The organism is Streptomyces sp. NPDC031100, assembly GCF_055570785.1.
The window spans coordinates 180,534-203,500 of record NZ_JBVIGN010000009.1 but is presented as its reverse complement, the minus strand read 5'-3'; the positions used below and the strand labels follow the sequence as shown (position 1 = coordinate 203,500).

18 protein-coding genes and 3 pseudogenes are annotated in these 22,967 nt (G+C 69.1%); 15 read left to right on the top strand and 6 right to left on the bottom strand.

Translation table 11 applies throughout. The features are described 5' to 3' along the window. Positions 1-37 precede the first annotated feature (37 nt). The 5 genes from ACZ5DS_RS25585 to ACZ5DS_RS25565 all read left to right on the top strand — a co-directional run bounded on the left by ACZ5DS_RS25585 (position 38) and on the right by ACZ5DS_RS25565 (position 4,626). Positions 38-871, top strand: coding sequence for a PhzF family phenazine biosynthesis protein (locus tag ACZ5DS_RS25585; protein ID WP_468242598.1), 834 nt, complete (start codon positions 38-40; stop codon positions 869-871). A gap of 15 nt (positions 872-886) precedes the next feature. After that, positions 887-1,564, top strand: coding sequence for a phenazine biosynthesis FMN-dependent oxidase PhzG (gene phzG, locus ACZ5DS_RS25580; RefSeq protein ID WP_468242596.1), 678 nt, complete (start codon positions 887-889; stop codon positions 1,562-1,564). Between the two features lie 38 nt (positions 1,565-1,602). After that, on the top strand, positions 1,603-2,862 hold the full coding sequence (locus ACZ5DS_RS25575) for a flavin-dependent oxidoreductase (protein ID WP_468243000.1): 1,260 nt from the start codon (positions 1,603-1,605) through the stop codon (positions 2,860-2,862). Then, on the top strand, positions 2,859-3,203 hold the full coding sequence (locus ACZ5DS_RS25570) for a nuclear transport factor 2 family protein (RefSeq protein WP_468242593.1): 345 nt from the start codon (positions 2,859-2,861) through the stop codon (positions 3,201-3,203). The genes ACZ5DS_RS25575 and ACZ5DS_RS25570 overlap by 4 nt, the downstream gene beginning before the upstream one ends. 256 nt (positions 3,204-3,459) lie before the next feature. Continuing rightward, positions 3,460-4,626 (top strand): IS701 family transposase, encoded by a 1,167-nt coding sequence (locus ACZ5DS_RS25565; RefSeq protein WP_468242590.1) that lies wholly within the window; start codon positions 3,460-3,462, stop codon positions 4,624-4,626. Between the two features lie 455 nt (positions 4,627-5,081). Here the strand turns inward: ACZ5DS_RS25565 and ACZ5DS_RS25560 are convergent, their stop codons facing one another. Continuing rightward, positions 5,082-7,013, bottom strand: coding sequence for a helix-turn-helix domain-containing protein (locus ACZ5DS_RS25560; protein WP_468242588.1), 1,932 nt, complete (start codon positions 7,011-7,013; stop codon positions 5,082-5,084). Positions 7,014-7,244: 231 nt separating this feature from the next. On the opposite strand from ACZ5DS_RS25560, the gene ACZ5DS_RS25555 reads away from it, so the two are divergent. Both ACZ5DS_RS25555 and pabB read left to right on the top strand, forming a co-directional pair. Continuing rightward, the gene (locus tag ACZ5DS_RS25555) at positions 7,245-8,009 is read left to right on the top strand and encodes a 50S ribosomal protein L11 methyltransferase (RefSeq protein ID WP_468242585.1); all 765 of its coding nucleotides are present in this window, start codon (positions 7,245-7,247) and stop codon (positions 8,007-8,009) included. A gap of 60 nt (positions 8,010-8,069) precedes the next feature. Further along, positions 8,070-10,166 (top strand): aminodeoxychorismate synthase component I, encoded by a 2,097-nt coding sequence (pabB, locus tag ACZ5DS_RS25550; protein WP_468242583.1) that lies wholly within the window; start codon positions 8,070-8,072, stop codon positions 10,164-10,166. Positions 10,167-10,184: 18 nt separating this feature from the next. Here pabB and ACZ5DS_RS25545 read toward each other — a convergent pair whose 3' ends face one another. Further along, positions 10,185-11,147, bottom strand: coding sequence for a helix-turn-helix transcriptional regulator (locus ACZ5DS_RS25545; RefSeq protein ID WP_468242580.1), 963 nt, complete (start codon positions 11,145-11,147; stop codon positions 10,185-10,187). Positions 11,148-11,250: 103 nt separating this feature from the next. Here ACZ5DS_RS25545 and ACZ5DS_RS25540 point away from each other — a divergent pair, with 103 nt between their 5' ends. From ACZ5DS_RS25540 to ACZ5DS_RS25530, 3 genes and pseudogenes are all read left to right on the top strand, one after another. Beyond that, complete coding sequence (locus tag ACZ5DS_RS25540; RefSeq protein ID WP_468242578.1) at positions 11,251-12,717, top strand: MFS transporter; 1,467 nt, start codon at positions 11,251-11,253, stop codon at positions 12,715-12,717. Positions 12,718-12,771: 54 nt separating this feature from the next. Further along, on the top strand, positions 12,772-13,872 hold the full coding sequence (aroB, locus tag ACZ5DS_RS25535; RefSeq protein ID WP_468242575.1) for a 3-dehydroquinate synthase: 1,101 nt from the start codon (positions 12,772-12,774) through the stop codon (positions 13,870-13,872). 78 nt (positions 13,873-13,950) lie between these two features. Further along, positions 13,951-14,627 (top strand): annotated as a pseudogene (locus ACZ5DS_RS25530) (winged helix-turn-helix domain-containing protein); the annotation flags it as partial. Between the two features lie 157 nt (positions 14,628-14,784). Here the strand turns inward: ACZ5DS_RS25530 and ACZ5DS_RS25525 are convergent. Both ACZ5DS_RS25525 and ACZ5DS_RS25520 read right to left on the bottom strand, forming a co-directional pair. After that, positions 14,785-14,985 (bottom strand): hypothetical protein, encoded by a 201-nt coding sequence (locus ACZ5DS_RS25525; protein WP_468242572.1) that lies wholly within the window; start codon positions 14,983-14,985, stop codon positions 14,785-14,787. Then, positions 14,982-15,494, bottom strand: coding sequence for a carboxymuconolactone decarboxylase family protein (locus ACZ5DS_RS25520; RefSeq protein ID WP_468242570.1), 513 nt, complete (start codon positions 15,492-15,494; stop codon positions 14,982-14,984). Before ACZ5DS_RS25520 ends, ACZ5DS_RS25525 begins: the two co-directional genes overlap by 4 nt. Before the next feature lie 103 nt (positions 15,495-15,597). Between ACZ5DS_RS25520 and ACZ5DS_RS25515 the strand changes: the two genes are divergently transcribed. Then, the gene (locus ACZ5DS_RS25515) at positions 15,598-16,146 is read left to right on the top strand and encodes a TetR/AcrR family transcriptional regulator (protein WP_468242567.1); all 549 of its coding nucleotides are present in this window, start codon (positions 15,598-15,600) and stop codon (positions 16,144-16,146) included. A 250-nt stretch (positions 16,147-16,396) separates the two neighbouring features. On the opposite strand, the pseudogene ACZ5DS_RS25510 reads toward ACZ5DS_RS25515, so the two are convergent. Further along, positions 16,397-16,572 (bottom strand): annotated as a pseudogene (locus ACZ5DS_RS25510) (IS110 family transposase); the annotation flags it as partial. A 34-nt stretch (positions 16,573-16,606) separates the two neighbouring features. Between ACZ5DS_RS25510 and ACZ5DS_RS25505 the strand changes: the two are divergent. The 4 genes and pseudogenes from ACZ5DS_RS25505 to ACZ5DS_RS25490 form a co-directional block, all read left to right on the top strand. After that, positions 16,607-16,898, top strand: a pseudogene (locus tag ACZ5DS_RS25505) (tyrosine-type recombinase/integrase); the annotation flags it as partial. Between the two features lie 334 nt (positions 16,899-17,232). Further along, on the top strand, positions 17,233-17,364 hold the full coding sequence (locus ACZ5DS_RS25500) for a hypothetical protein (protein WP_468242565.1): 132 nt from the start codon (positions 17,233-17,235) through the stop codon (positions 17,362-17,364). A 503-nt stretch (positions 17,365-17,867) separates the two neighbouring features. Then, entirely contained in the window at positions 17,868-19,499 is a 1,632-nt protein-coding gene (locus ACZ5DS_RS25495; protein ID WP_468242562.1) for a hypothetical protein, read from the top strand. Further along, positions 19,499-19,897 carry a hypothetical protein gene (locus ACZ5DS_RS25490; protein WP_468242559.1) on the top strand — a complete coding sequence of 133 codons (399 nt, stop codon included), beginning with the start codon at positions 19,499-19,501 and terminating at the stop codon, positions 19,895-19,897. The genes ACZ5DS_RS25495 and ACZ5DS_RS25490 overlap by 1 nt, the downstream gene beginning before the upstream one ends. Positions 19,898-20,474: 577 nt before the next feature. Here the strand turns inward: ACZ5DS_RS25490 and ACZ5DS_RS25485 are convergent. Next, positions 20,475-22,556 (bottom strand): hypothetical protein, encoded by a 2,082-nt coding sequence (locus tag ACZ5DS_RS25485; protein ID WP_468242556.1) that lies wholly within the window; start codon positions 22,554-22,556, stop codon positions 20,475-20,477. Positions 22,557-22,967: the final 411 nt, after the last annotated feature.

Genomic DNA, 22,967 nt, shown 5'->3' with positions numbered 1-22,967 from the left:
TTCCGCCGCACGACCTCTCCAGGAGAACCGAGAACCCATGCACGACTACATGGTTGTGGACGCCTTCGCCAGCAAGCCGCTCGAGGGCAATCCAGTGGCCGTCTTCTTCGACACCGCCGACCTCACGGGTGAGCGGATGCAGCAGATCGCCCGCGAGATGAACCTCTCCGAGTGCACCTTCGTGCTCCCGGCCGAGCAGGGCGGCGACGCGCGCATCCGGATCTACACGCCGGTCAACGAGCTGCCGTTCGCCGGGCATCCGATGCTGGGCACGGCGGTCGCGCTCGGGCGGACCATGAAGGAGGACCGCCTGCGGCTGGAGACCGCCAGGGGCGTCATCCCCTTCGAGCTCGACCACGGAGACGACACCACCGCCGTACGGATGCAACAGCCGGTGCCCACCTGGGAGCCGTACGAGCACAGCGCCGAGCTGCTCGCGGCGCTCGGCGTCGATGCGGCCGTCACCCCGGTCGAGGCCTACCGCAACGGCCCGCGCCATGTGTTCGTCGGCCTGGAGAGCATCGAGGCCCTCTCCGCCCTGCACCCGGACCACCGCGCCCTGTCCGCTTTCCCGGACATGGCCGCCAACTGCTTCGCCGGATCGGGCACCCACTGGCGCACCCGGATGTTCTCGCCGGCGTACGGCGTGGTCGAGGACGCGGCGACCGGGTCGGCGGCGGGCCCCCTCGCGATCCATCTCGCCCGGCACGGGCTTGCCCGGTACGGGCAGGACCTGGAGATCCTCCAGGGGGTCGAGATGGGCCGCCCCTCGCTGATGCGCGCGAACGCCGAGGGCGAGGGCGATCACGTCCGCACAGTGCACGTCGGCGGCCACGGAACCGTCGTCGCCCGCGGCGTCATCTACGTCTAGAGAGGCTCCACTGCAGTGAGCACGACCACCACGACCACCACCGGCAACAGCAGCAAGTTCGAGTCCCTCAGCGGGGAGACCGACCTCGACTTCCCCGAATACGACGCGCCTGACACGCTGGCGCCCGAGCCGATCGGGCTGCTGCGGACCTGGCTCGACAGGGCGGTAGAGCGCGGTGTGCGCGAGCCGCGGGCCCTCTCGCTCGCCACCGCCGACGCCCACGGCCGCGCCTCCACCCGCATCATCGCGATCACCAGCGTGACCGACCGCGGCCTGGTGTTCATGAGCCACACCAGCAGCCAGAAGGGCCGCGAAATAGCCGAGACCGGCTGGGCCTCCGGACTGCTGTACTGGCGCGAGACCGCCCAGCAGATCAGTATCTCCGGCACGGTGGAGCAGCTCGGCGATGCCGAGTCCGACGCCCTCTGGTTCGGGCGTCCCGTCCCCATGCACGCGATGTCGACGGCCGCCCGTCAGAGCGAGCCGCTGGACGACGTGGCGGCGCTGCGCGCCGAGGCCGCCCGGCTGGAAGCGATCGGTACGCCGCTGCCGCGCCCCGAGCAATTCGTCGGCTATCTGCTGGTGCCCTCCGTCGTGGAGTTCTGGGCGGCCAGTTCCGACCGGCTGCACCGCAGGCTCCGCTACGACCGGCTCGACGACCAGAGCTGGAGCACGATCCGGCTGCAGCCGTGAGGGGGGCTGAGCACATGGCCGAGAACCTGTCCGGCGACATGGACGTGGTCGTCATCGGGGGCGGGATCGGCGGACTCACCACCGCTCTCAGCCTGCACGAGGCGGGCATCCGCGCGACCGTGCTGGAGCAGACCCGCCGGATCCGCCCCCTCGGCGTCGGCATCAATCTGCAGCCGCACGCCGTCCGGGAGCTGACGGAGCTCGGACTCGGCGACGACCTCGCCGCCATCGGCGTCCCCACCGCCGAGATGGTCTGGGTCGACCAGTCGGGCAACCTCCAGCACCGCGAAGACCGCGGGACCGCCCGGGGCTACAACTGGCCGCAGTACTCGGTCCATCGCGGCGAGCTCCAGATGCTGCTGCTTGCCGCGGTGCGCGAGCGGCTCGGCCCCGACGCCGTGCGGACCGGGACGACCTTCGAGGACGTACGCCAGAGCGAGGAGGGGATACGGGCCCGGGTGCGGGACCGGGAGACCGGCGCCGAAGCGGAGATCACCGGGGACCTGCTCGTCGGCGCGGACGGCCTGCACTCGGCGGTACGTGCCCGACTCCACAGGGGCGAAGGCCCGTTGCACTGGTCGGGAACCATGATGTGGCGCGGTGTCACGGAGACCGACGCGTTCCTCACCGGCCGCACCATGATCCACGCCGATGCCGGCCGCGGCAGCCGGCTGATCGCCTACCCGATCAGTCCGGGAGCGGCGGACCGGGGCCGTTCGCTGACCAACTGGGTCTGCATGGTCTCGGTCGCCGAGCCCCAGCCGCTCGACCGCTCCGCGGGCTGGAACCGGGCGGGCCGTGTCGAGGACGTACTGCCCCACTTCGCCGACTGGGACATCGACTGGCTCGATGTGCCCGGGATGCTGACCGGCGCCGGTGACATCCTGGAGTACCCCATGGTCGACCGCGACCCGCTGCCGGGCTGGGGCGACGGCCGGGTGACGCTGCTGGGCGACGCCGCACACCCGATGTATCCCGTCGGTGCGAACGGCGCCTCGCAGGCCGTAGTCGACGCGCGCGTCCTCGCGTACGAGCTCGCGACCACGAGCGACCCGGTCGCCGCTCTGCGCACGTACGAGGACAAACGCCGGGCGGCCACCAGCGCCATCGTGCTCGCCAACCGGAAGATGGACCGGTCGAAGCCCAAGAACGGTTCCGGCGGCCCCAACACCGCTGTCTCCAACGATATTTACGCCAAGATCGCCAACACGTACCGGAACGCCACCCGTGACGACGTGGCCGATCTCAACGCGCGTGCCTCGCTGCACCCGCCGATCAGGAAGGGAACACCGGCATGACAGTCAATCCCGTGGACGTGACCTCCACGTACTACGCGGCGTGGAAGGTCAAGGACTTCGACACCCTGCGCTCGGTGCTTGCCGAGGACGTGGACTTCATCGGCCCGTACGGCAGCGCGACCAGCGCCGACGAGTTCCGGGCGAAGATCGAGGTGGCCTCGGAGATCAACACCGACATCGTCGTCAAGAAGGTCTTCAGCGACGGCCCCGACGTGCTGACCTGGTTCGAGATGCACACCACCGTCGCCGCGCCGGTCCAGGTGGCCACCTGGAGCCATGTGGTGGACGGCAAGATCGCCCGGCAGCGGGTGGCCTTCGACCCGCGCCCGATCACCGGCTGACCGATCATCGGCCAGCCCCCCCGGCTGGGTGTGGTCCGACCATCACGGTGGCGGGCCGCCCCCGGCGCCGGTGCCCCGTCCGCTGGTGCCTGCACGTCCCCCCTTGTGACGCGACAACCACCCGGCGGCGCAACGGAGTGGCCCCTGTACCTCGCCCATGACACCTCCCTGCGGCCAGGCTTTCGAAGGCGGCTCAAGAGAGCTGTCAGAGCAGTGCATGAAGGGGGTTTCTGTGAGCGTTCCCGCTGACAGGATCATGTCTGTACAGAACGTCCGGGATGTGCGGGGTCCTCGCGCCATCCCGTTGCAGCGGGCGGCGGTGGAGTTCAGGTCCGAACGCGAACTCGTGCTGCAGGATCTGAGCGCGGCTCTGTTCGCCTCCCTCCCGCGAAGGGATCAGCGGCGCAAGGGCGAGCAGTATCTGCGGGGCCTGCTGGCCGCGCAGGGGCGCAGGTCGATCAGGAATGTCGCGGCCTGCCTCGGCGACCCGACGCTGGAGCAGAGCCTGCACCACTTCATCTGCAACTCCACCTGGGACTGGATGCCGATGCGCGAGGCGCTCGCCGACTGGCTCGGCCGGCTGATCGGGCCGCAGGCCTGGGTGGTACGGCAGATGTCCATACCGAAGTCCGGCCGGCACTCCGTGGGCGTGGGCCGGGGCTTCGACCTCCACCGGGACCAGACCTTCCACGGGCAGCAGGCGTTCGGCGTGTGGGCCGCCTCCGAGCAGGCCAGTTCACCGGTGACCTGGCGGCTGCTCCTGGGGGAGACGCAGGAGGAGTGCGCCACCTCCGCGGCCCTGGACTTCGCCCGCCTCCATGACGCGTCCCGGCGTCCCGTCGTGCTCGACACGCCCGCCGGGGACCCCGAGGCCGTGATCCGCCGCTTCGACGAAGCCGGCGTGCCCGTGCTCGTCCGCATCCCGGGCGCCGCGCGGTTCACGGTCCGGGAAGCGGCCATGCCCGGATTCGGCCAGGGCGCCCTCCAGGCCCAGCGGATCCTCGACTCCGCCAAGGGACTGCGCAGGCCCGCCGGCCAGGCCGATCCGACGGCGCCCTCCGGCGTACGCCATGTGCCGGCCGTCAAGGTGCGCGTGGGCCTGCCGAGCAGCGAGCAGAACGTCGAGCGAGGGCTCGTACTCCTCGGGGAGTGGGACCACCCCCGGCGTCCCCCCACCCAGCTGTGGGCCACCAACATGGCCAAGGCGCCCGCGTCCGTGCTGCTGCGGCTGACGAAACTGGCCGACCGGGTGGCACAGGACCTGTCGGGCTTCGGGGACCGGGCCGGACTGCGCGACTTCGAGGGGCGGTCCCTGCGGGGCTGGCACTGCCACATCACCCTGGCATCCGCGGCGCACGCCGTCGAGGTGCTGACGGCGGGCCGCCGCGGAGCCGAGCGCTACTTCCATGAGGCCTCGGCCTAGGGCCCGTCCGGCGGATCATGCCGGAGACGCGGGGTCTGGCACGCCCATCTGCCGCGTTGCCGTCGGTTGCCGACTCCCCCACGCTCGGCTGCTCCCCCACTCTCGGCTTCGCCCGAGCGGGAGGGACCCCCACCGCGGGGGACCCCCATCGCGTCGCCGCCCTCCTCCGCCTTGCAGCTGGACGCACCAGACCCCGCTCACCTGCGCCGATGAGGCACCGTTGCCTGGAGCCGGCCTGATCCGCCGGACAGGCCCTAAGAGCCTGTGTCATATCCCCGGCCGGGCGCGCGACGCCTGGCACGCACGCTCGCCGCGTTGCCGAACCACCCACGTGGCTCCTCCCCCACGCTCGGCTTCGCTCGCGCGGGGGCACCCCCATCGAGGGCGCTCCGGCGCCTTGCGATCGCACGCACCAGACGCCGCGCGCTGATCCGACCGGGGATATGACACAGGCTCTAAGCCCCCGATGCGGACTCGCGCTGCCGCCGCAGGACGTCCCGGGCGCGCAACAGCCGCAGTGCGAGCTGGACGTCGATCGAGCGCCCGGGTTTCTGCCAGCCGGGTCCGAGGAGTTCGGTGATCCGTTCGAGGCGGCGGGCGACCGTGTTGGGATGGACGTGGAGATCCGCGGCAGCGCGGGTCGGGCTGTTGCCGGAGGTGAAGTAGGCCTCGATGGTCGGGACGAGTCCGGCCGCCCGCTCCGCGTCGTGGTCCAGCACCGGGCCGATGACCGAGGAGACGAATCCGTCGACGTCGTGGTCGTCGGAGAGCAGCAGCCCGAGGAAGCCGAGATCGTTCATCGAAGCTGCGCTGCCCGCACCGTCCAGGGCAATCATGGCGTCGAGGCAGCGCAGTGCCTCCTGGTACACCTTGGAGACCGAGGCGAGCCCGTCCGCGGGGCCCGAGGCGCCGACCGTGACGGGCCGGCCCAGCAGCGGCGACAGTTCGCCGGACACGGCCCGCGCGGCGGCCGAGGCGTCCGAGCCCGGCAGCAGCAGCACGATGGAACCCGAGTTCACGGTCTTGAGCCCGGATTGCCGGTAGGCGTACGAGGAGGCCCAGACGACGGCCTTGCCGTGCTCACCGCCCTCCGGCCGGGCCAGGACGACCACGTACGACCCGTCCGGATCCAGCCCCAACTGACGTGCTCTGGTGGCGAGCTGATGCGGCGCCCGGGCCGATGCGGCGAGCAGGTCCTCCAAGAACTCGTCACGGACCGGCCCCGCCGCCACCGCCGTACTGCGCTGTACCACCAACAGCAGCGCGACGGCCTGCGCGACGAAGCGGAAGAACCGCTGGGCCTCCGGGCCGGGCGGCTGCGCGACCGTGAGCAGGACGACACCGAGATCCTCGACCCCGGCGCTGAGGGGGGTTGCCCACAGGTTCTCCGACAGGGCGATGGGGCCGCGGGCGGCATGCGTCTCCAGTGCGGCCCTGCCCGTCAGCGCCTCATCGAAGTCGGAGATCTCCGCGGTGGACGCCAGGATCCGCCCGTGCGCGTCGACCACCGTGAGCGTGGCGCCCAGTGCCTCGGCCGCCGTCGTCGTGATGTCGTGCAGATCACTGCCGTCCAGCACCTGAGCAATCAGCCTGGACCGGACGTCGTTCAGATACGCCATCCGCGCGATGGTGCCGCGCGCCTTGAGGCCCGCCGCCTCCAGCTCGGCGATCTCCGTCTGCGTACGGTCGAGCAGCTTGGCCCGCTCCAGAGCGACCGACGCGAAGTCCGCCAGGGAGCGCATCACACTGATCTCGTTGGGCGTGAAGTGGCGCACCACGCGGTCCGCGCCGTACAGCGCACCGATGGGCACGCTGCCCTGGAAGATCGGCACCGCCATGATGGCGTGCAGACCCTCTGCGCGGACGACCTCGTCGACCTCCTCCAAGTGCGGGATCCGATCGTCGTTGAGGTAGTCCGAGGTCCAGAAGGGAGCGCCCTTGTCCTGCGCCATCTCGCCGAGGCCGTGACTCTCCTCCACCACGAGCCCGACGTTGAGTGCCGTGGTGTCACCGTCCGAGCTGTGGATGTACGAGCCGCCGTCGGGCTTGCGCAGGCTGATGTAGGCCATGTCGAAGCCGATGAGCCTGCGGGCCCGGCTGGTGATGACCTTCAGCAGGCCGTCGGGGTCGTAGGGAGTGGTCATGTCGTGGACCGTGTCCACCAGGGCGGCCATGACCGCCTCGCGTTGTCGGCGCTGGTTCGCCGAGGAGTGGATGTCCAGTGCGAGCTGCGTCGCCCGCTCCAGCTCGGCGAGCTGCTCCTCGGGCAGGCCCTGCCGCCGGCCGCGGTGCAGGAGCTCTTGGAAGTGGCCCGGAGGCGACTCCTGCGCGAGCAGTTCCAGAACCGCCAGCGCCGGGGCGTCGACCAACGCTTCGTTCTTCACCATGATGCTTTCCCCCGTGGTCTCGAGCTGCTTGCCGACCTTCGTCGAACTTACGTTTACCCGTAAAGTGGATCAAGCTGCTGACCTGCGGCATGGCGTTTTCGGTGTGGCCTCGGCATCACCTGGAGGGCGGTGCGGTGTTGTCCGGCCACCTTCCCGGTCCCGGCCGGCTTGGAAACGATTTCAGGAGGGCGTCGTGATGAGCGGCGCCCATCGGTGTGAAAAGGGGGCGGGATGACCGAAGTCGACCAGTACGTGCGGTCGCTCGAGCGGAGCAGGGCGTCACTTCTGCACAGGGACCGGCCGAGGGCTTTCGCCATGGCGGGCCGCGAGTGGGATCTGCTGGACGGCGTGTTCGCGCCGCCATTCTCGCCGTCGACCGGTGTGGCCATGGAACTGCTCGGCCTCACCGGGGCGGCCCGGACGCCCTGGCACGGCTCGTTCCTGGAGATCGGGTGCGGCACCGGCATCATCGCCGTGTCCGCCGCGCTGGCGGGCTGCGACCGGGTGACGGCTGTCGACATCAGCGAAGAGGCCGTGCGGAACACCACAATGAACGCGGTGCGTCATCAGGTCGCGGACCGGCTGAATGCCGTGCACAGCGACCTGTTCGACGGGCTGGCGGGCGGTGACGCGGACGGCGAGCGGTTCCACACCATCTACTGGCACTCGAACTTCGTACTGGCCCCGCCCGCCTACCGCTACGAGACCGTGCACGAGCGCGCCTATGTGGACCCCGGCTACCGCGCCCACCGCCGCTTCCTCGCCGACGCCCCCTCGTACCTGGCCGACGGAGGGACGATCCTGCTGCACTTCAGCGACCGCGGAGACATCGCCGCGCTGCACGCGATCGCCGATGAGTGCGGCCGGGAACTGCGGGTGCTGCGCACCCGAGCGATCCGTGAGGGCGAGGAGACGGTCGAGCACATTCTCTACGAGATCACCGTCGCGGCGCCGACGGGACGGGGCGCGGCTCAGTCGCCCGAGTCGGCCGGTTGACCCCGGCGGGTTCCGCGATCCACGAAAGTCCGTGAAAACACACTGAGTTGCGAAAGAACCGTGCGAACTCTTCTGATCGACAACTACGACTCTTTCACCTTCAATCTTCACCACTACCTCGCCGAGGTGAGCGGGGCCGAGCCCGTGGTGATCCGTAACGACGACCCCGCATGGGACCCGTCCCGGCTCGCCGAATTCGACAATGTCGTGCTGTCCCCCGGGCCCGGAAACCCGTCCCGGCAGGCCGACTTCGGAATCTGCAAGGACATCGTCGAAAGCGCGGACATTCCGTTGCTGGGTGTCTGTCTCGGCCACCAGGGCGTGGCGCTGCTGCACGGCGGCACCGTCGCCCGGGCCCCGGAGCCACGGCACGGCCGCACCTCGCCGGTGCTGCACAACGGCACCGATCTGTTCCGGGGCATCCCCTCGCCCTTCGAGGTGGTGCGCTACCACTCGCTGACCGTGACGGACCTGCCGGAGGAACTGGACGCCGTCGCGTGGACGGCGGACGGTGTGCTCATGGGGCTGAGGCACCGGCACCGGCCGATCTGGGGGCTGCAGTTCCACCCCGAGTCGATACTCACCCAGTACGGTCATGAACTCCTCGCCAATTTCACTGAGTTGACCCGGGAGTGGCACGCCGCACGGGGCACGGGTCCGGCGGGGCGGACGAAGTCACCCAGCGCCGTCCGTACGAAGGCGCCCGCGGGCGAGTCACGCCACCTGCGTGTGCTGATGGAGCGCCTGCCCACCGACTGGGCCGACGAGGCCGCCTTCCACCGGCTCTTCGGCGACAGCGAGAACGCCTTCTGGCTGGACAGCAGCAGGCCCGACGCCGGCGCGGGCCGCTTCTCCGTCATGGGCGACGCGGCGGGCCCGCTCGCGCGGGTGGCCAAGGCCGATGTGCGGAGCCACACCGTCACCGTGCACTCGGCCACCGGCTCGGACATCATCACGGGCGGATTCCTCGACTGGCTCGACCGCGACCTGCGGTCCATCCGCACCGAACTCCCCGATGTCCCCTTCGACTTCACCCTGGGCTGGGTCGGCTACCTCGGTTACGAGCTGAAGGCCCAGTGCGGCGCCGACGCCGCCCATCAGGCGGAGGACGCCGACGCCGTCATGGTGTTCGCCGATCGAGCGGTGGTCCTCGACCACGCCATGGGCACCACCTATCTGTTGGCGCTGGCCGAGGACGGCGACGAGGCGGCGGCCCGGACCTGGCTGCGTACCGCCGGGCAGGCGCTGGAGTCGATCGCGGGCCGGCCCGCCGCGGACCCGGTCGCGCCCGACTCGCTCGCCGGGATCCGGCTGCGGCACGACCGCGACGCATATCTGCGGCTGATCGATTCCTGCCAGGAGGAGATCGCCGCGGGTGAGACGTACGAGGTCTGCCTGACGAATCTGGCCGAGGCGGAGCTGGACCTCGAACCCTTCGAGGCGTACCGCGCGCTGCGCCGCTTCAGCCCCGCCCCGTACGCGGCCCTGCTGCGCTTCGGACAGCTGTCGGTGCTCAGCACCTCGCCCGAGCGGTTCCTGCGGGTGGGTGCGGACGGCACCGCCGAGTCCAAGCCGATCAAGGGAACCCGGCCGCGTGGCGCGACGCCGCAGGCGGACGCGGCGATCGTGGCTGACCTGCGGTCCGATGAGAAGGACCGGGCGGAGAACCTGATGATCGTGGACCTGGTCCGCAACGACCTCGGGCGGCACGCCGAGCCCGGTTCGGTCGAGGTCAGGGACCTCTTCGGCGTCGAGTCGTACGCGACCGTGCACCAGCTGGTGAGTACGGTACGGGCGCGACTGCGCCCGGATCGCAGCGCGGTGGACTGTGTGCGGGCCGCGTTCCCCGCCGGCTCGATGACGGGCGCTCCGAAGATTCGCACCATGCAGATCATCGACCGCCTCGAGGCCGGACCGCGCGGGGTCTACTCCGGCGCCATCGGCCACTTCTCGCTGTCCGGCGCGGCGGACCTGAGTGTCGCCATCCGTACGGCGGTGCTCACCCCGGGGCGCGTCCGCTACGGGGTCGGCGGGGCGATCGTCGCCCTGTCGGACGCGGAGGAGGAGTTCGAGGAGACGGCGGTCAAGTCGGCCCCGCTGCTGATGCTTACCGGTGCCGAATTCCCGGGCCGGCGCGAGACGTCGGCACGGAGCTGAACCAGGGTCCCGTCGGTGTCAGTGAGCGGACCGTCGGCCGCGGCCGGTCCGGGTGCCCTGCTTCAGCAACTCGGCGGGGCCCATCGTCCGGTAACGGCCGACGAGTTCGCCGAGCAGCCGCTCCGTCTCCTCGTCGTCGGGCGTGTAGATCCACATCTTGGTGTCGGGGGCGGAGGCCATCGCGCAGCCGGTCGCGATCACGCTGAGCTGGTCGCCGTCGACGGTCCAGAAGGACTTGCGCCGGGTGACCGACGAGGCGACCTCGTGCCTGGCCCACATCTCGGCGAAGAGCGAACTCTCCTCGGAGAGCTGCCGGATGAACTCGGTCCAGTGCGGGTCGCCCAGGCGGCGGCCGGACTCGGCCCGCAGCTGGGCGACCATGAAGGAGATCTCGCGCTCCCATTCGACGAGCGGCTGCAGATGCTCGTCGACGGTGAACAGGTGCCGGAGCACATTGCGGTCCGGCCGCGGCAGCAGCGCCAGCCCCGGATCGAGGGCCGCATACGCATCGTTGAAGGCGAGTACGTCGTACCGTGCGGTCACGATGCTCGCCGGAAGCGGGGTCAGAGCATCCAGGATGGTCTGGTGCTCCGGCGGCTGGGGCGCTGTCGCCGACGTGTCGAGCGGCACGCTGGGGACGTCCGCCAGCCGGTAGAGATGGTCGCGCTCGGTCCGGTCGAGCCGCAGCGTCCGCGCGATCGCGTCGAGCACCTGGACGCTGGGGTTGATCCGCCGGCCCTGCTCGAGCCAGGTGTACCAGGCGACGCCGATGCCGGAGAGCTGCGCGACCTCCTCGCGGCGCAGCCCGGGCGTCCGCCGGCGGGTACCACGACTGAGGCCGACGTCCTCCGGGTTGATGCGCTCCCGGCGGAGCCTGAGGAACGCGCCCAGTTCGGCGCGCCGCTTGGCCTCGCTGCCTGCGGAACCGCTCGCAGAACCGCTGGTGGGGCCGTGCGCGGAGGCGGGGTGGGTGGGCGTCACCACCCCAGTGTGCAGGACGGCTTCGCGGCGTAGCCAGATACCCCCAGTACCGGGATAGCTGGATATCTGGTACCCGAATGCACCTCAAAGGATCATCGCCGTCATGAGTGAGTCGACACAGAGCCGGGCCGTCACGGCCCAACCCGGAGTCACCGCACCGCCGGCCCCGGACCCCGCCGTACAGAATCGCCAGAACAACCGCATGCTGATCGTCATGCTGGGCGCGGTCTTCATGGCCCTGCTCGACTCGACCATCGTCAACGTCGCCACGCCGACCATCCGCACCGACCTCGGCACCACCGGCTCGGCGCTGCAGCTGATCGTCTCCAGCTACACGATCGCCTACGCCACACTGCTGGTCACCGGTGCCCGCCTCGGCGCCCGCAACGGCTTCCGTGCCATGTTCCTGTTCGGGCTGGTCACCTTCACCGCGGCCTCGCTCGCCTGCGGTCTCGCGCCCAACTCGGCGATGCTGATCGGCGCCCGCGTGGTGCAGGGCGTCGGCGCGGCGATGATGATGCCGCAGATCTACAGCATGATTCAGCTGAGGTTCGAAGGGGCCGCCCGGGGCCGGGCGCTGAGTCTGTACGCGGCGGTCATCGGGCTCGGTGTCGTGGTCGGCCAGGTCGCCGGCGGCTTCCTCGTCAGCGCGGATCTCTTCGGCACCGGCTGGCGTCCGGTGTTTCTGATCAACGTGCCGGTGGGTGTGGTACTGGTGATCGCCGGGCTGCGGCTGCTGCCGCAGGGCAGGCCCCCGAAGCCCAAGGGCCTGGACATCCCCGGCCTGATCACGCTGTCCGCCGCGCTCCTGCTGCTGGTCGTGCCGCTGGTGATGGGCCACGAGCAGAACTGGCCGCTGTGGATGAAGATCTCCCTCGTCGCCTCGGTTCCCATGTTCATCGTGTTCACCCTCGTCGAGCGCGCGGTCGCGCGCCGCGGCGGAGCGCCGCTGATACCGGGCCGGGTGCTGAAGACGCCCGGTCTGGTGTCCGGGGCGTCCGCGAACTTCTTCGCGATGGCGGGGTACGCCGGCTTCCTGTTCGCCTTCTCGCAGCACATGCAGTCGGGGCTCGGCGAGTCCGCGACCCGTACCGGCCTGACCTTCGCACCGCTCGCGATCGGCGTCGCCACCGGCAGCCTCACCTGGCAGAAGGTGCCCGAACGCCTCCACCGGCCGATGATCGCCACCGCGTGCGTGGTCGCCGCCGTCGGATACCTCGGCATCGGCTTCGACATGCGCTCGGGCGGGCACGGGGGCATCGCGCTCCCGGCTCTGCAGCTGGTGGTCGGCATCGGCATGGGTTACATCACCAGCCCGCTGCTGACCGTGGCGCTGGCCCAGGTCAAGCCCGCCGATGCGGCGGACGCCAGCGGCGTGATGACCACCTCGGCCCAGGTCGCCCAGGTGCTCGGCGTGGCGACCTACGGCAGCGTGTACCTGAGCGCGGCCGACGGCACAACGGCCGACTCGTCCGCGCACGCCATCTTCGTGACCGCGATGCTCGTCACGGTCGGGGCCCTGGTCAGCGCGCTGGCGGCGCTGAAGCTGCCGCGCAGGCGCCAGGCCTGACCGGTCCCGCATCCCCCACCCTCTGCCCGCCAACTACCAGAGAACGAGGCCCCCATGGCAGTCGCCGGTCTTGTGACAGCACGCATCCAGGTCGGGGGGTCACCCGGCACCGATCCGTACGAGGTGCTGATCGGCCGCCAACTGTTCAGTGAAATACCGGGGTTGATCGGCCGGCGGGCCAAGCGGGTGGCCGTGCTGCACCCGGAGGCGCTGGCCGCCACGGGCGAGGCGCTGCGCGCGGACCTGGCCGCACAGGGCTACGAGGCCATCGCGATCCAGCTGCCCAACGGGGAGGAGCCCAAGACCGCCGAGGTCGCCGCGTACTGCTGGAAGGCGCTCGGGCAGAGCGGTTTCACACGCACTGACGTGATCGTCGGCGTCGGCGGCGGCGCCACCACGGACCTCGCCGGGTTCGTCGCCGCGACGTGGCTGCGCGGCGTGCGCTGGATCGCGCTGCCGACGACCGTGCTGGCCATGGTGGACGCGGCGGTCGGCGGCAAGACCGGCATCAACACGGCCGAGGGCAAGAACCTGGTCGGCGCCTTCCACCCGCCTGCGGGCGTGCTGTGCGACCTCGCCGTCCTGGAGTCGCTGCCCGTGAACGAGTACGTCAGCGGGCTCGCCGAGATCATCAAGGCGGGCTTCATCGCGGACCCGGTCATCCTCGACCTGATCGAGGCGGACCCGGCCGCGGCCCGCACACCCGCCGGCCCGCACACCGCCGAGCTGATCGAGCGGTCCATCCGGGTCAAGGCCGATGTGGTCTCCTCCGACCTCAAGGAGTCGGGCCTGCGGGAGATCCTCAACTACGGGCACACCCTCGCGCACGCGATCGAGAAGAACGAGCGCTACCGGTGGCGGCACGGCGCGGCCGTCTCCGTCGGAATGGTCTTCGCCGCCGAGCTGGGCCGGCTCGCCGGGCGGCTGGACGACGCGACCGCCGACCGGCACCGCACCCTGCTGGAGTCCGTCGGCCTGCCGCTGACCTACCGCGGCGACCAGTGGCCCAAGCTCCTGGAGACGATGAAGGTGGACAAGAAGTCCCGCGGCGACCTGCTGCGCTTCATCATCCTTGACGGGCCGGCCAAGCCGACCGTCCTCGAGGGCCCCGCCCCGGCCGTGCTCCTGGCCGCGTACGGAAAGGTGTCCGCATAACCTGGGCCGGTTGGGGCGTTGACCTGCGGGAACGGCAGTGCAGGCACACGCTCTGCGCCCAGCGTGTGCCTTTCTTCCCAGGACCAGGTGTGGACGGCCGCGCAGGTGGCGACGCTGATCGGCAATAAGTTCCATGTGTCCTACAGCGTCTTGGGGGCCACCCGGCTGATGCGCCGGCTCGGCTTCACCGCGCAGTTGCCCGCGCGGCGGGTGGCCGAGCGCAACGAGCAGGCCGTCACCGTGTGGAAGGAGGCGACCTGGACGGAGGCAAAAAGAGCCCGGGCGGCTTGCGGAGGATGGATCTGCTTCGAGGACGAGGCGGGATTCACTCGCCGGCCGCCCAAAGGACGCACCTGGGGCAGGCGGGACAGCAGGCCGGTGGAGACGGTCAGCGGCCGGCGCTCCGGCCTCCGCTCCGGACGGCACTCGGTAGCCGGGCTGATCGCCTTCCGCCCGGGCGGCGCACCCGTCCGTGCCACCGCATCCGCGTCCACATAGGGGACGAGGGAGAGCGCCGCCGCATGGGCGAGCGCGAGTTCGTCCAGCTCCTGCACGGCGTCCACCAGCTGATCAAGGCCCCGATCGCGCCCAGGCGGGGCAGCTCAAGCGCAGCGTGGCCGACCTTGCCGTTGTCGCCCTCGACCGACTCGAATTCCCCGTGCGCAACCGGCCTCAAGCGGCTTCAGTACCGGCCTGACACCTTCAACGCCTTCATAGCCGGAACCGCCCTGCACCTCTCTACCCCAACACAACCTCAACCAGCCGAAATCAGTGATCGACCCGGCCCAGGACCATGCGATCCCGGCCGGTCCCGCGCATGCCGGGGTGAGGCCATGGCGCCCTTGAGCGCATGGCTGACACCGGCGACCTGGCCGGCCGGGCAACAGCCCGCATCAGAGCCTGGAGGTCAGGTCAGGACTCGCAGGTGATCAGACGGACGGCCGGAGCTGAGACCAACTGGGTATGGGGGGCGCCAGGGAGTCGGACGTTGACGAAGCCGCCCTCGAGCGCGAAGTCGACGCCCTCGGCGCGGCCGACGGAACGGCCCTCGGCGTCGGTGATGGTGTAGCCGGACACGAGCTCGATCGAGCCCTTGCGCCACTCGCGGATCACGCGGACACCTCCGGGAAGTCGAGGTCCGGCTGGGCAAGGTGGTTGAAGTAGTTGGACAGCGTGTTGAGTGCGATGTGGGCGACGATCTCGGCCAGCTCGGCATCGGTCACCCCGGCTCGGCGGGCGTCGGCCAGCGCCGCGTCCTCGACGCGGCCCCCGGTGCGCATGACCTCGCGGGCGATCCGGAGCACCGCGTCGGCGTGCGGGTCGGTGTCGTCGGCAGCCTCGCGGGTGCGGACCAGTTCCTCGTCGCTCAGTCCCAGCTTCCGGCCCCGCAGCGTGTGGGCGCTCACGCAGTACGTGCAGTGGTTCTCCTGTGCGGCCAGGAGCGCAAGCTGCTCGCGCAGCCGGTTGGGCAGAACGCCGCGGCCGAGGTGATCGCGCAAGGCCAGGTACCCGGCGAGTGCCGCCGGGCCGTTGGCCAGCGCCGCATACAGGTTGGGCAGTCGGCCGAGCTGGCGGCGGGTCTGGTCGAGAAGCCCCGAGGGGTCGTCGGTGAGCTGCGGCATGCGTGGCACGAGTCCTCCAGATGGTACTGATCGGTTCCGTCTTCCTGTGGCGAGACGGTACTGATCGGTTCCATAATCGTCAAGATCGGGATAGCCTGGTCGCATGGCCACCCACGCACGCGAACGCCTCCTCGACGCCGCCGAGGATCTCTTCTACGCCGAGGGCATCCGCGCCGTCGGTGTCGAGCGCATCCTGGCTGTGTCCGGAGTCGGCCGGGCCTCCTTCTACAGGCATTTCGCCAGCAAGGACGACCTGGTTGTGGCCGTCCTGCAACGACGTGACCAGGCCTGGCGCGCCTGGCTGGCCGAACGCGTGGACGCCTTCGGCGGAGAGCCCCTGGACGTCTTCCATGCGCTGGCCGAGCGTTTTGCCAACGCCGACTTCCGCGGCTGCGCCTTCATCAACACCATGGCCGAGACCGCCGACACCGGCAGCGCGGCGTACCGGGTTGCTGCCGAGCACAAGGAGCGCGTCACCGCGTACGTTGCGGGCCTGCTTGCCAAGAGCGGGCACGAGGATGCCGAGGCACTCGCGCGACGGTTCGTTCTGCTGATGGACGGCGCGATCGTCACTGCGCTGCGGGAACGCACGCCGGCTCCTGCAGCGGAGGCACGCGCGGTCGCGGCAGCCATCCTCTGCAACGCAGCGTGACCTTGCCTGGGGGGTGTCCCACGGTGCCGCGAGCCAGGCCCGTGGCGTGCAGACGAATGTCACCCTGACGAGCCGAGGTCAGCAATGACTCTGTCCAGGGCGAGGCGGGTCTGTGGCGCTCAGTCCTCGTCTGAATCCTGAGCAGCGGATCGCCGTGGGACTGGGCGGGCTGCCGGCACCGCTCGCGAAGCGGCCCCGAACTGAGGTCGTCCCGGGACACGTGATCGGGCGGTTTTTCTGCGACTTCAACGAGGTCGATGACGGCGGGGTTGTGCTTGTGGCTCTGGGCTCGTTTCTCGAGGCAGTAGGTGCGGTTGGGCCTTCACGGATGATGCTGGTCTGGGCCGAGAGGTAGAAGACTCGGCGCAGGCGGCTGTAGCGCTGGGGTCGGTGCAGGTTGCCGGTGCGAGGATCTGTTGGGCGAGGTCCGCGGCGATTCGCACGGCCGTGTCCTGGCGGCTCGGCCGTGGGCAAACCGCTCGACGCGGCCGACGTCCGCCGTGCCGTCCGCGAGGCGCTCAAGGTATCGACGCGGGATCAACGCCGACGAGTGGACCCCGAGGGAGCTGCGGCACAGCTTCGTGTCCCTGCTGTCCAACCGTGGCGTCCCCCTGGAGGAGATCTCCCGGCCCGTCGGGCACTTCGGTACGGCCGTGACCGAGGAGGTCTACCGGAAGCAGATCCGGCCCGTGGTCCGGACCGGCGCTGTGGTTATGGACGGCATCTTCGGCGAAGACCCGCGGCAGCCGTAGTCACGCAGACGAAACAGGTGAGGTACCTCCCAAATTGGGGAGCTGCCTCACCTGGTACCGCACTGTCGGGGTGGCGGGATTTGAACCCACGACCTCTTCGTCCCAAATGAGGTTCGGTCGTGATCCACACCGGCTGGTTTGGTGTTTTGCCTGGTCAGGGCGTTGGGGTAGGGCGGTGTCGGTTGGTGTCGAAGGGGCGTGGGGAGCAGGTCGGCTCCCAGGTGGCTCCCAGAGCCCAGTATGGCGCCGATGCCCCTATGTCTGGAGTGTCCAGATCGCCGCACCTGTACACCGCCCGAGCCGCCGAGGGTGCCGTTCGAAGGTGGGGCCGGACATGACCCTGACCACCCTCCTTTTGGCACTGCTGCTTGTCGTCGTCACCTTGCTCGTCGGCATCGGCGTCCTGGCCCTGCTCCACCATTACCCCGCCTCCTCTGCCCGGTCACCGCGGCACTTGCGGCAATGATGCTCATGGCCACCATCACCGGACTCTTGTGGCCGTCACCCGCAGCTGAACTCGCCCGACGGCGCGCTTATGAAGTGCCGTCGGGCGAACCGATGGAGTCGTCGCCCTTCGATCGGAGTCGTTCCCGAAGCCTTCGCCAGCATGAACCTGTCGGGTTCAAACTGGCAATGATCAACCTTCGGTGGCACAGCCCGCTGAAGACTTCTGTGGCACGAGGAGCCCGGCCTCCATGCCACGCAAACCGGAAGCAGTTTCGGCCAATCCTTAGCTATCCAGCGAGGTTGCGCGCATTGTCGCGTTTGCGGTCTGGCGGTTCTTGCTGTCCACCGTGAAGATGCCCGCCTGTCGATGAACGGGGGAGCGGGATGGCGGTTGGGTGGGGCGCGCGTGCTCGGGGGAGGGTGCGGGCGGAGGAGGCCGAGTGGCCTGCTGTCCCGGTCCAAACGAGCCCTGTTGCCTCGGGGGCCAACCGCCCCGCGGAGGTAGACCCCACATCGTCCGAAGTGACGCGGTTGCTGTGTCAGGCGGTCTATGCGCGTCCTGATCGGGTGAAGGCCGTCAAGGCGTGGTGGCGCAGGATTCGGGGCAAAGCGGGGAAGGCGAAGAAGCCTCGACGCAGTACCAGGAGGCCGATCTATCTGGAGGGCAGCGACGACTGTCCGCCCCTGGGCGAACCGACTGCGCAGTGGGTCGTCGACCACGTGCTGCACGGTCCGCCGCTGCCTGTGCCGTCGTATGGCTTCGACCTTGTTCCGGTGACGGCGCACAGCCTTCGTGCGCGGCGCCGCCGTTGGGCACGGCGCGCATGCATCCTGGTCCTGTGTGGGCTGGTCGCCTACGCGGTGCCGTGGCCTTTCGCGATCTGGGCTGCAGCCGTCATCGTCGCATTGTTCCTACGGTGGGCTGCCTTCCGTGCCATCCGCAGGGTCGGCCCGACGCGGTGGGCGCCTTCGCGGCGCCTGGCGTATGCCGTGCTGCTCATGCCGTGGCTGCTCGCACTCCTGCCGTACGGACCCGTTGGCGGCGACGTGTTCGAGTTGCGACTCGAACTGGCCCTACTTCCCTTCGGGCTGGCGGCTGTCGTCGCACTGGCGTATGCGGCCGATCGGCTTGTCGCACGGTCTGCGCTGAGTGTCCTGGCGCGGGAGGGCGTGTCGTCCGATGACCTGCCGTGGGCCGCTGCGAAGGCCAAACGCAGGATGTCGGACATCAGTAAGGATCAATCGCAGCTGGCGTTGCCCTACGACGCCTCGGAGCAGTTCGTCGGTGCCGGGCGTGATGTCTGGGGACCTGCCCGCATCAGCATCCCCCTGAAGCCCAAGGATGCCGAGGAGTCGGTCAGGCCGTTCGGGGAGGCGGAACTTCTCCGACGCGTGGGCACTGCCCTGAATGAACTGGGCCGCGGCGCTCGGGAGATCACAGATCCACTCCCTGGGTTCTCGATGGAGCGCGTACTCGGCCTGCCGGCGGCCCGATGGCTGCAGCGCACCCGCGAGACGAAGGTGGAGCTGCCCGACCTGAGCGGTCTGGTACGCAGGTCCCCTTCCGGTGTGCCGGACCGGCTGTACCTGCGGGCCCAGTGCATCAGCTGGGACGGACAGATCGTGGTGAGCGTGTTCGTGCATGCCGCACTGGAGGCCGGAGAGCTTCGGCTGACCATTCGTCCACACGTGATGACACCGCTTTACAACGAGCTGCAGGTGACCGCCGCACCGGCCCGGACACGCGGAGCGCGTCTGCTCAGGTGGCTTGCTGCGCAGTCGCTCCTGGACACGGCCATGGGCCCCCTGGCCGTGTGGCGGCTGGTCGCCCGCCTCGGTGAGAAGGCCGAGGGCCGTGCGGAGGAAGGAGATCCGGTAAGCCTGCGCGACCGGTACTCCACCGAGGAAGTCACCGACATGCACCAGAGCGACGACGCCAAGCGTCACGTCGTTCTGATGCAGTCCTGTGTCTTCCGGACCGTCGCCGAGTATCTCGACGAGCAGGGGATTGACTTGACTGCGTACGAACGGCAGGTCGCCACCGTGACCAACAACATCCTCGTCTATGGGGACAACAACGCTCCCATCCAGAACGTCGTCGGCAGTGGCATCAGTGGCGTCGGCCAGGACAACAAGAATCAGGGAGGCAAGTAATGGTTGTGGGACGGCGTCGCCCCGAGCCGGACCCGGGCCATGGCTCGGGCATCAGCATCGGGGGTAACAACAACGCACCGTTGCAGAACGTGGTGGGACAGAACATCTCCAACATCCATCAGTCTGCCTCGGTTCGGGGCGCGGTCGACATCGATGCTGTGCGCGGCCTCCTCGCCGCGTTCCGCGCGGATATCGACCGCAACGCGGCGGACTTGCAGAACGCGACGGTCCTGCGCGCGATGGCGGACACCGTCGACACCTCGCTCGCGACCCCCGATGCGCCGCAGGTCGGCACACTGCGCGGGATCGCGCAGGCGTTGCCCGCGCTTGTTGTGGGCACCGCAGTCCAGCAAGGAGGCGAAGCTCTCGCCAACGCCATTGGCGGGCTGCTGAGTTGAGTCGGCTTGCCCCTTGAGCTGGCCTGGGATGCGGGATGAGCCGTTCCGGCCGCCGCCTGCGGCGCGCGTGGATACAGTGCTGCGACCAGTTGGGGGAATACGAAGTGGACGAAGTGACGTTCGCAGCGACCACCATGGCCGCGGCCTTCCTCACCCAGGCGACCCAGGAGGGGTACCAGAGGGTCCGAGAGGCTATTGGCCGTCTGATCCGACGCAGCGGTCAAGGGGACGAGGCAGCGGCTCAGCTTGAGCGCCTGGACCGAGATCGGACCGCTGTGGCCCAGGCCCCGGCGGGTAACCGTGAGGCCGTCGTACGGGCCGCCGCGATCGCGTGGGCTCCCGTGCTCGTACGACTCGCGGAGAAGGCGCTCTGTAGTTCTTGTTTGACTTCCCGCATTGCCGTCGGCGCGGTCAGACCCCGCGCGTAATCGAGTTGCATCCTGTGGATGCTGTCGCCATCGACGTTAGCGGTCGGCACTGACAGAGGAGGCCGGAAGGGGCCTTGGGGCGCCGGAGCACAGTGTGCCGACTGATTGCTCTTCAGCCATGGGCTCCGGGGCTGATACAAGGTCGACCCCTACTCGTCGCCCTCTCTCTTTTGCCCTTCCTGTGCTCCTCGCGCGGCCGAGCGCGTGAGCTGCTCGAAGTTCTTCAGCCAGAATCCACTCACCAGAGTCCCGTCAAGCGCCAGTCTCGGGTTGATGACGACGCCGGTGCCACGCGTCATCGCCAGGCGAACGAAGCGGTCAAACTGCTCGTCGCTGAGGAGCGCAGACACGGTGAACTCCGGCAGCTCGATGCCGCACCGCTCCCAGTTTCGGATGTACGAGTCCAGCTCCAGTGGATTGGTGAGCAACGAAATGACGCCATCCACCACGATGGGATCTCCGGTCTCCGCGTCCACGAGATAGGCGACGGGGGCGTAATACCGCTCGCATGCGGAGTATGCGTCACCGATGGCCCGCGTGTAGCGGACTGCCTCCGCCAGCGTGCACGGTATTGGATCTCCCCCTTGGCCGAGGATCAGCGAGTAGGGGCCGAAGCCGGAGCCGCTCGCCGAGTACGAGAGGGGGTCTCCAGCCTCCTGGGCTTGGGCGATGGAGTCGTTCGTGTGCTCTGCCACGTGCGTCGCCTTATCGGCGGAGAACCGGGTCACCCGACCACGGTCTGTTAGGTAGTTTGCGCTTCCGTCTTCCAGCGACACCCTGACGCACCATCCACCCTGCGAGAAGTCGTCAAATTCGGACTTCCAGGCGACGGGAGCGAGCTTCATCTGCGACTCCATCAACCCGCCGAACAGCCACTGTCCCCCTTGGGCCGCGGATAGCCACCCCTTGTAGTCAAAGTTGCGCAGCCGCTGGTTCTCCCGGAACAGGGCGGCGTCGATCGCCCCGAGTACGCGGTCCGTGGGCGTTCGGCATGCCTCGTGAACCAGGCCGATGTCTTCCGACAAGCCTTCCTCGTCCACTTCGATGAGGGGCGCGCCATCTTCGGAGATTGGGTCGCCGCAGTGCCTGCACAGGAAGGCGTTTTCGATGCGCGCGGCGAGGTTGGCGCAGTGTGCTCCGTGGGCGAGTACCGCCTGCGCGGTGCTGGGGTCCTCCACGAGATTGGCGGGCATCATCACGACTTGCCTGTCCGCGTACTCCTCGGCATGCGTCTGTAGGTAGCGCTCAAGCCCTGCCCAGGTGGCCCAGCGACCGACGAGCTCCCACCGCTGTCCCTGGGCCAGTTCGACCTGTCCTTCGGAGAACTTCAGACGCTTGGCCCCGGCGTCGTCGAACCGCTTGAAATCCGCGATGAGAAAGTCGTGCTCCTCGAGCGGTGACTTCGCCAGCACGACCTCCCGCCCGTACGAGAGTCCGGCGAGGAGCTCCCTCGTGAACAGCTCCGGGGCACCTGCTTTCTCGTCTTCGGGATGTTCGCTCACGAACTTCCCCATGCGGTCCTTCAATCCTGCGGTGTTGATGGAGAGCCGATCCCTGGCCAGGGAGACCGCCAGAGCGATCAAGCTGCCCCACAGCAGCCGGGGAGGTACCACTGCCTTGCTGCTCAGCATGATGAGAGCAGCGGTCTCCAGAGAACCACCTTCTCTGATGTCCAGGGAACAGATCCGGATCCTGGCCAGGATCCGCTGGAGTCCCTCCTGGGTGATCGCGCGCCCCGTCAGGGCTTCATGGTGGGATCGAATGATGCCCTGGGTCTTCTCCAGGACATCCTTTTCTGCGGCGGTGAGCGGGACCCCTGCACCGTCGGACTCGTTGAGCCGCGCGGCCTCGGTCAGTTTGCGCAGCTCCTTGCGTATGCGCGACGAAGCCTCGAGCGAGGTTGCCAGGACGTACACGTCACCAGGGCGGTTGTCCGACACGTACTGGCCGACGAACTGCGTCAGGACGGACCCGAACTCCGACGCTGGGTCCGCAGACACGTTGATCGTGTTCTTGGCCTGGACGAAGTGCCGCGTCGTTGGGCCGACCAGCACCAGATCGTCAATTTCGTCGCCTGTCTCGAAGCGCAACTCGTCCACCTGGACGCCATCGCCGAACCCCAGTAGCCCGAAATCCGTGAGTTCACACAGAATGTGGCTCATAGCGAGCGCCGCGATGCGCTGCTGGAAGTCGATCCCGGAGTGCGCAGCAGCACCCCCGCTGTTCCCCATCAAAGCTCCTCTCCAGCGGACGCACGGATCCTACGGTCATGGTCGAGCTTCAGGCCCACTGCTCATCGCTCACCTGGGAGAAAGCAGTGGCTGCTTCGCCTCCTGAGCCTCGTGGCCGCTTTGTCAGGTCGCGACAGCAGATGGCTCGCGCGTGATTGCCGCACCCGTTCATCCGGTCTCCGGCCTGCCCCTATGCCCCAACGCATGACATCGCTCCAGCCGTGAGCCGAGACATCAGGCCGAACAAGGTCAAGGGAGCCAGCTTCCGAACTCGGCTCCCAAACGGCTCCCGAAGTGCCCCCGGATCCACTCAGGGGCCCGACCCGCGATGCGGATCAGGCCCCTGACCTGGTACTTCACTGTTGGGTTGGCGGGATTTGAACCCACGACCTCTTCGTCCCGAATGAGGTT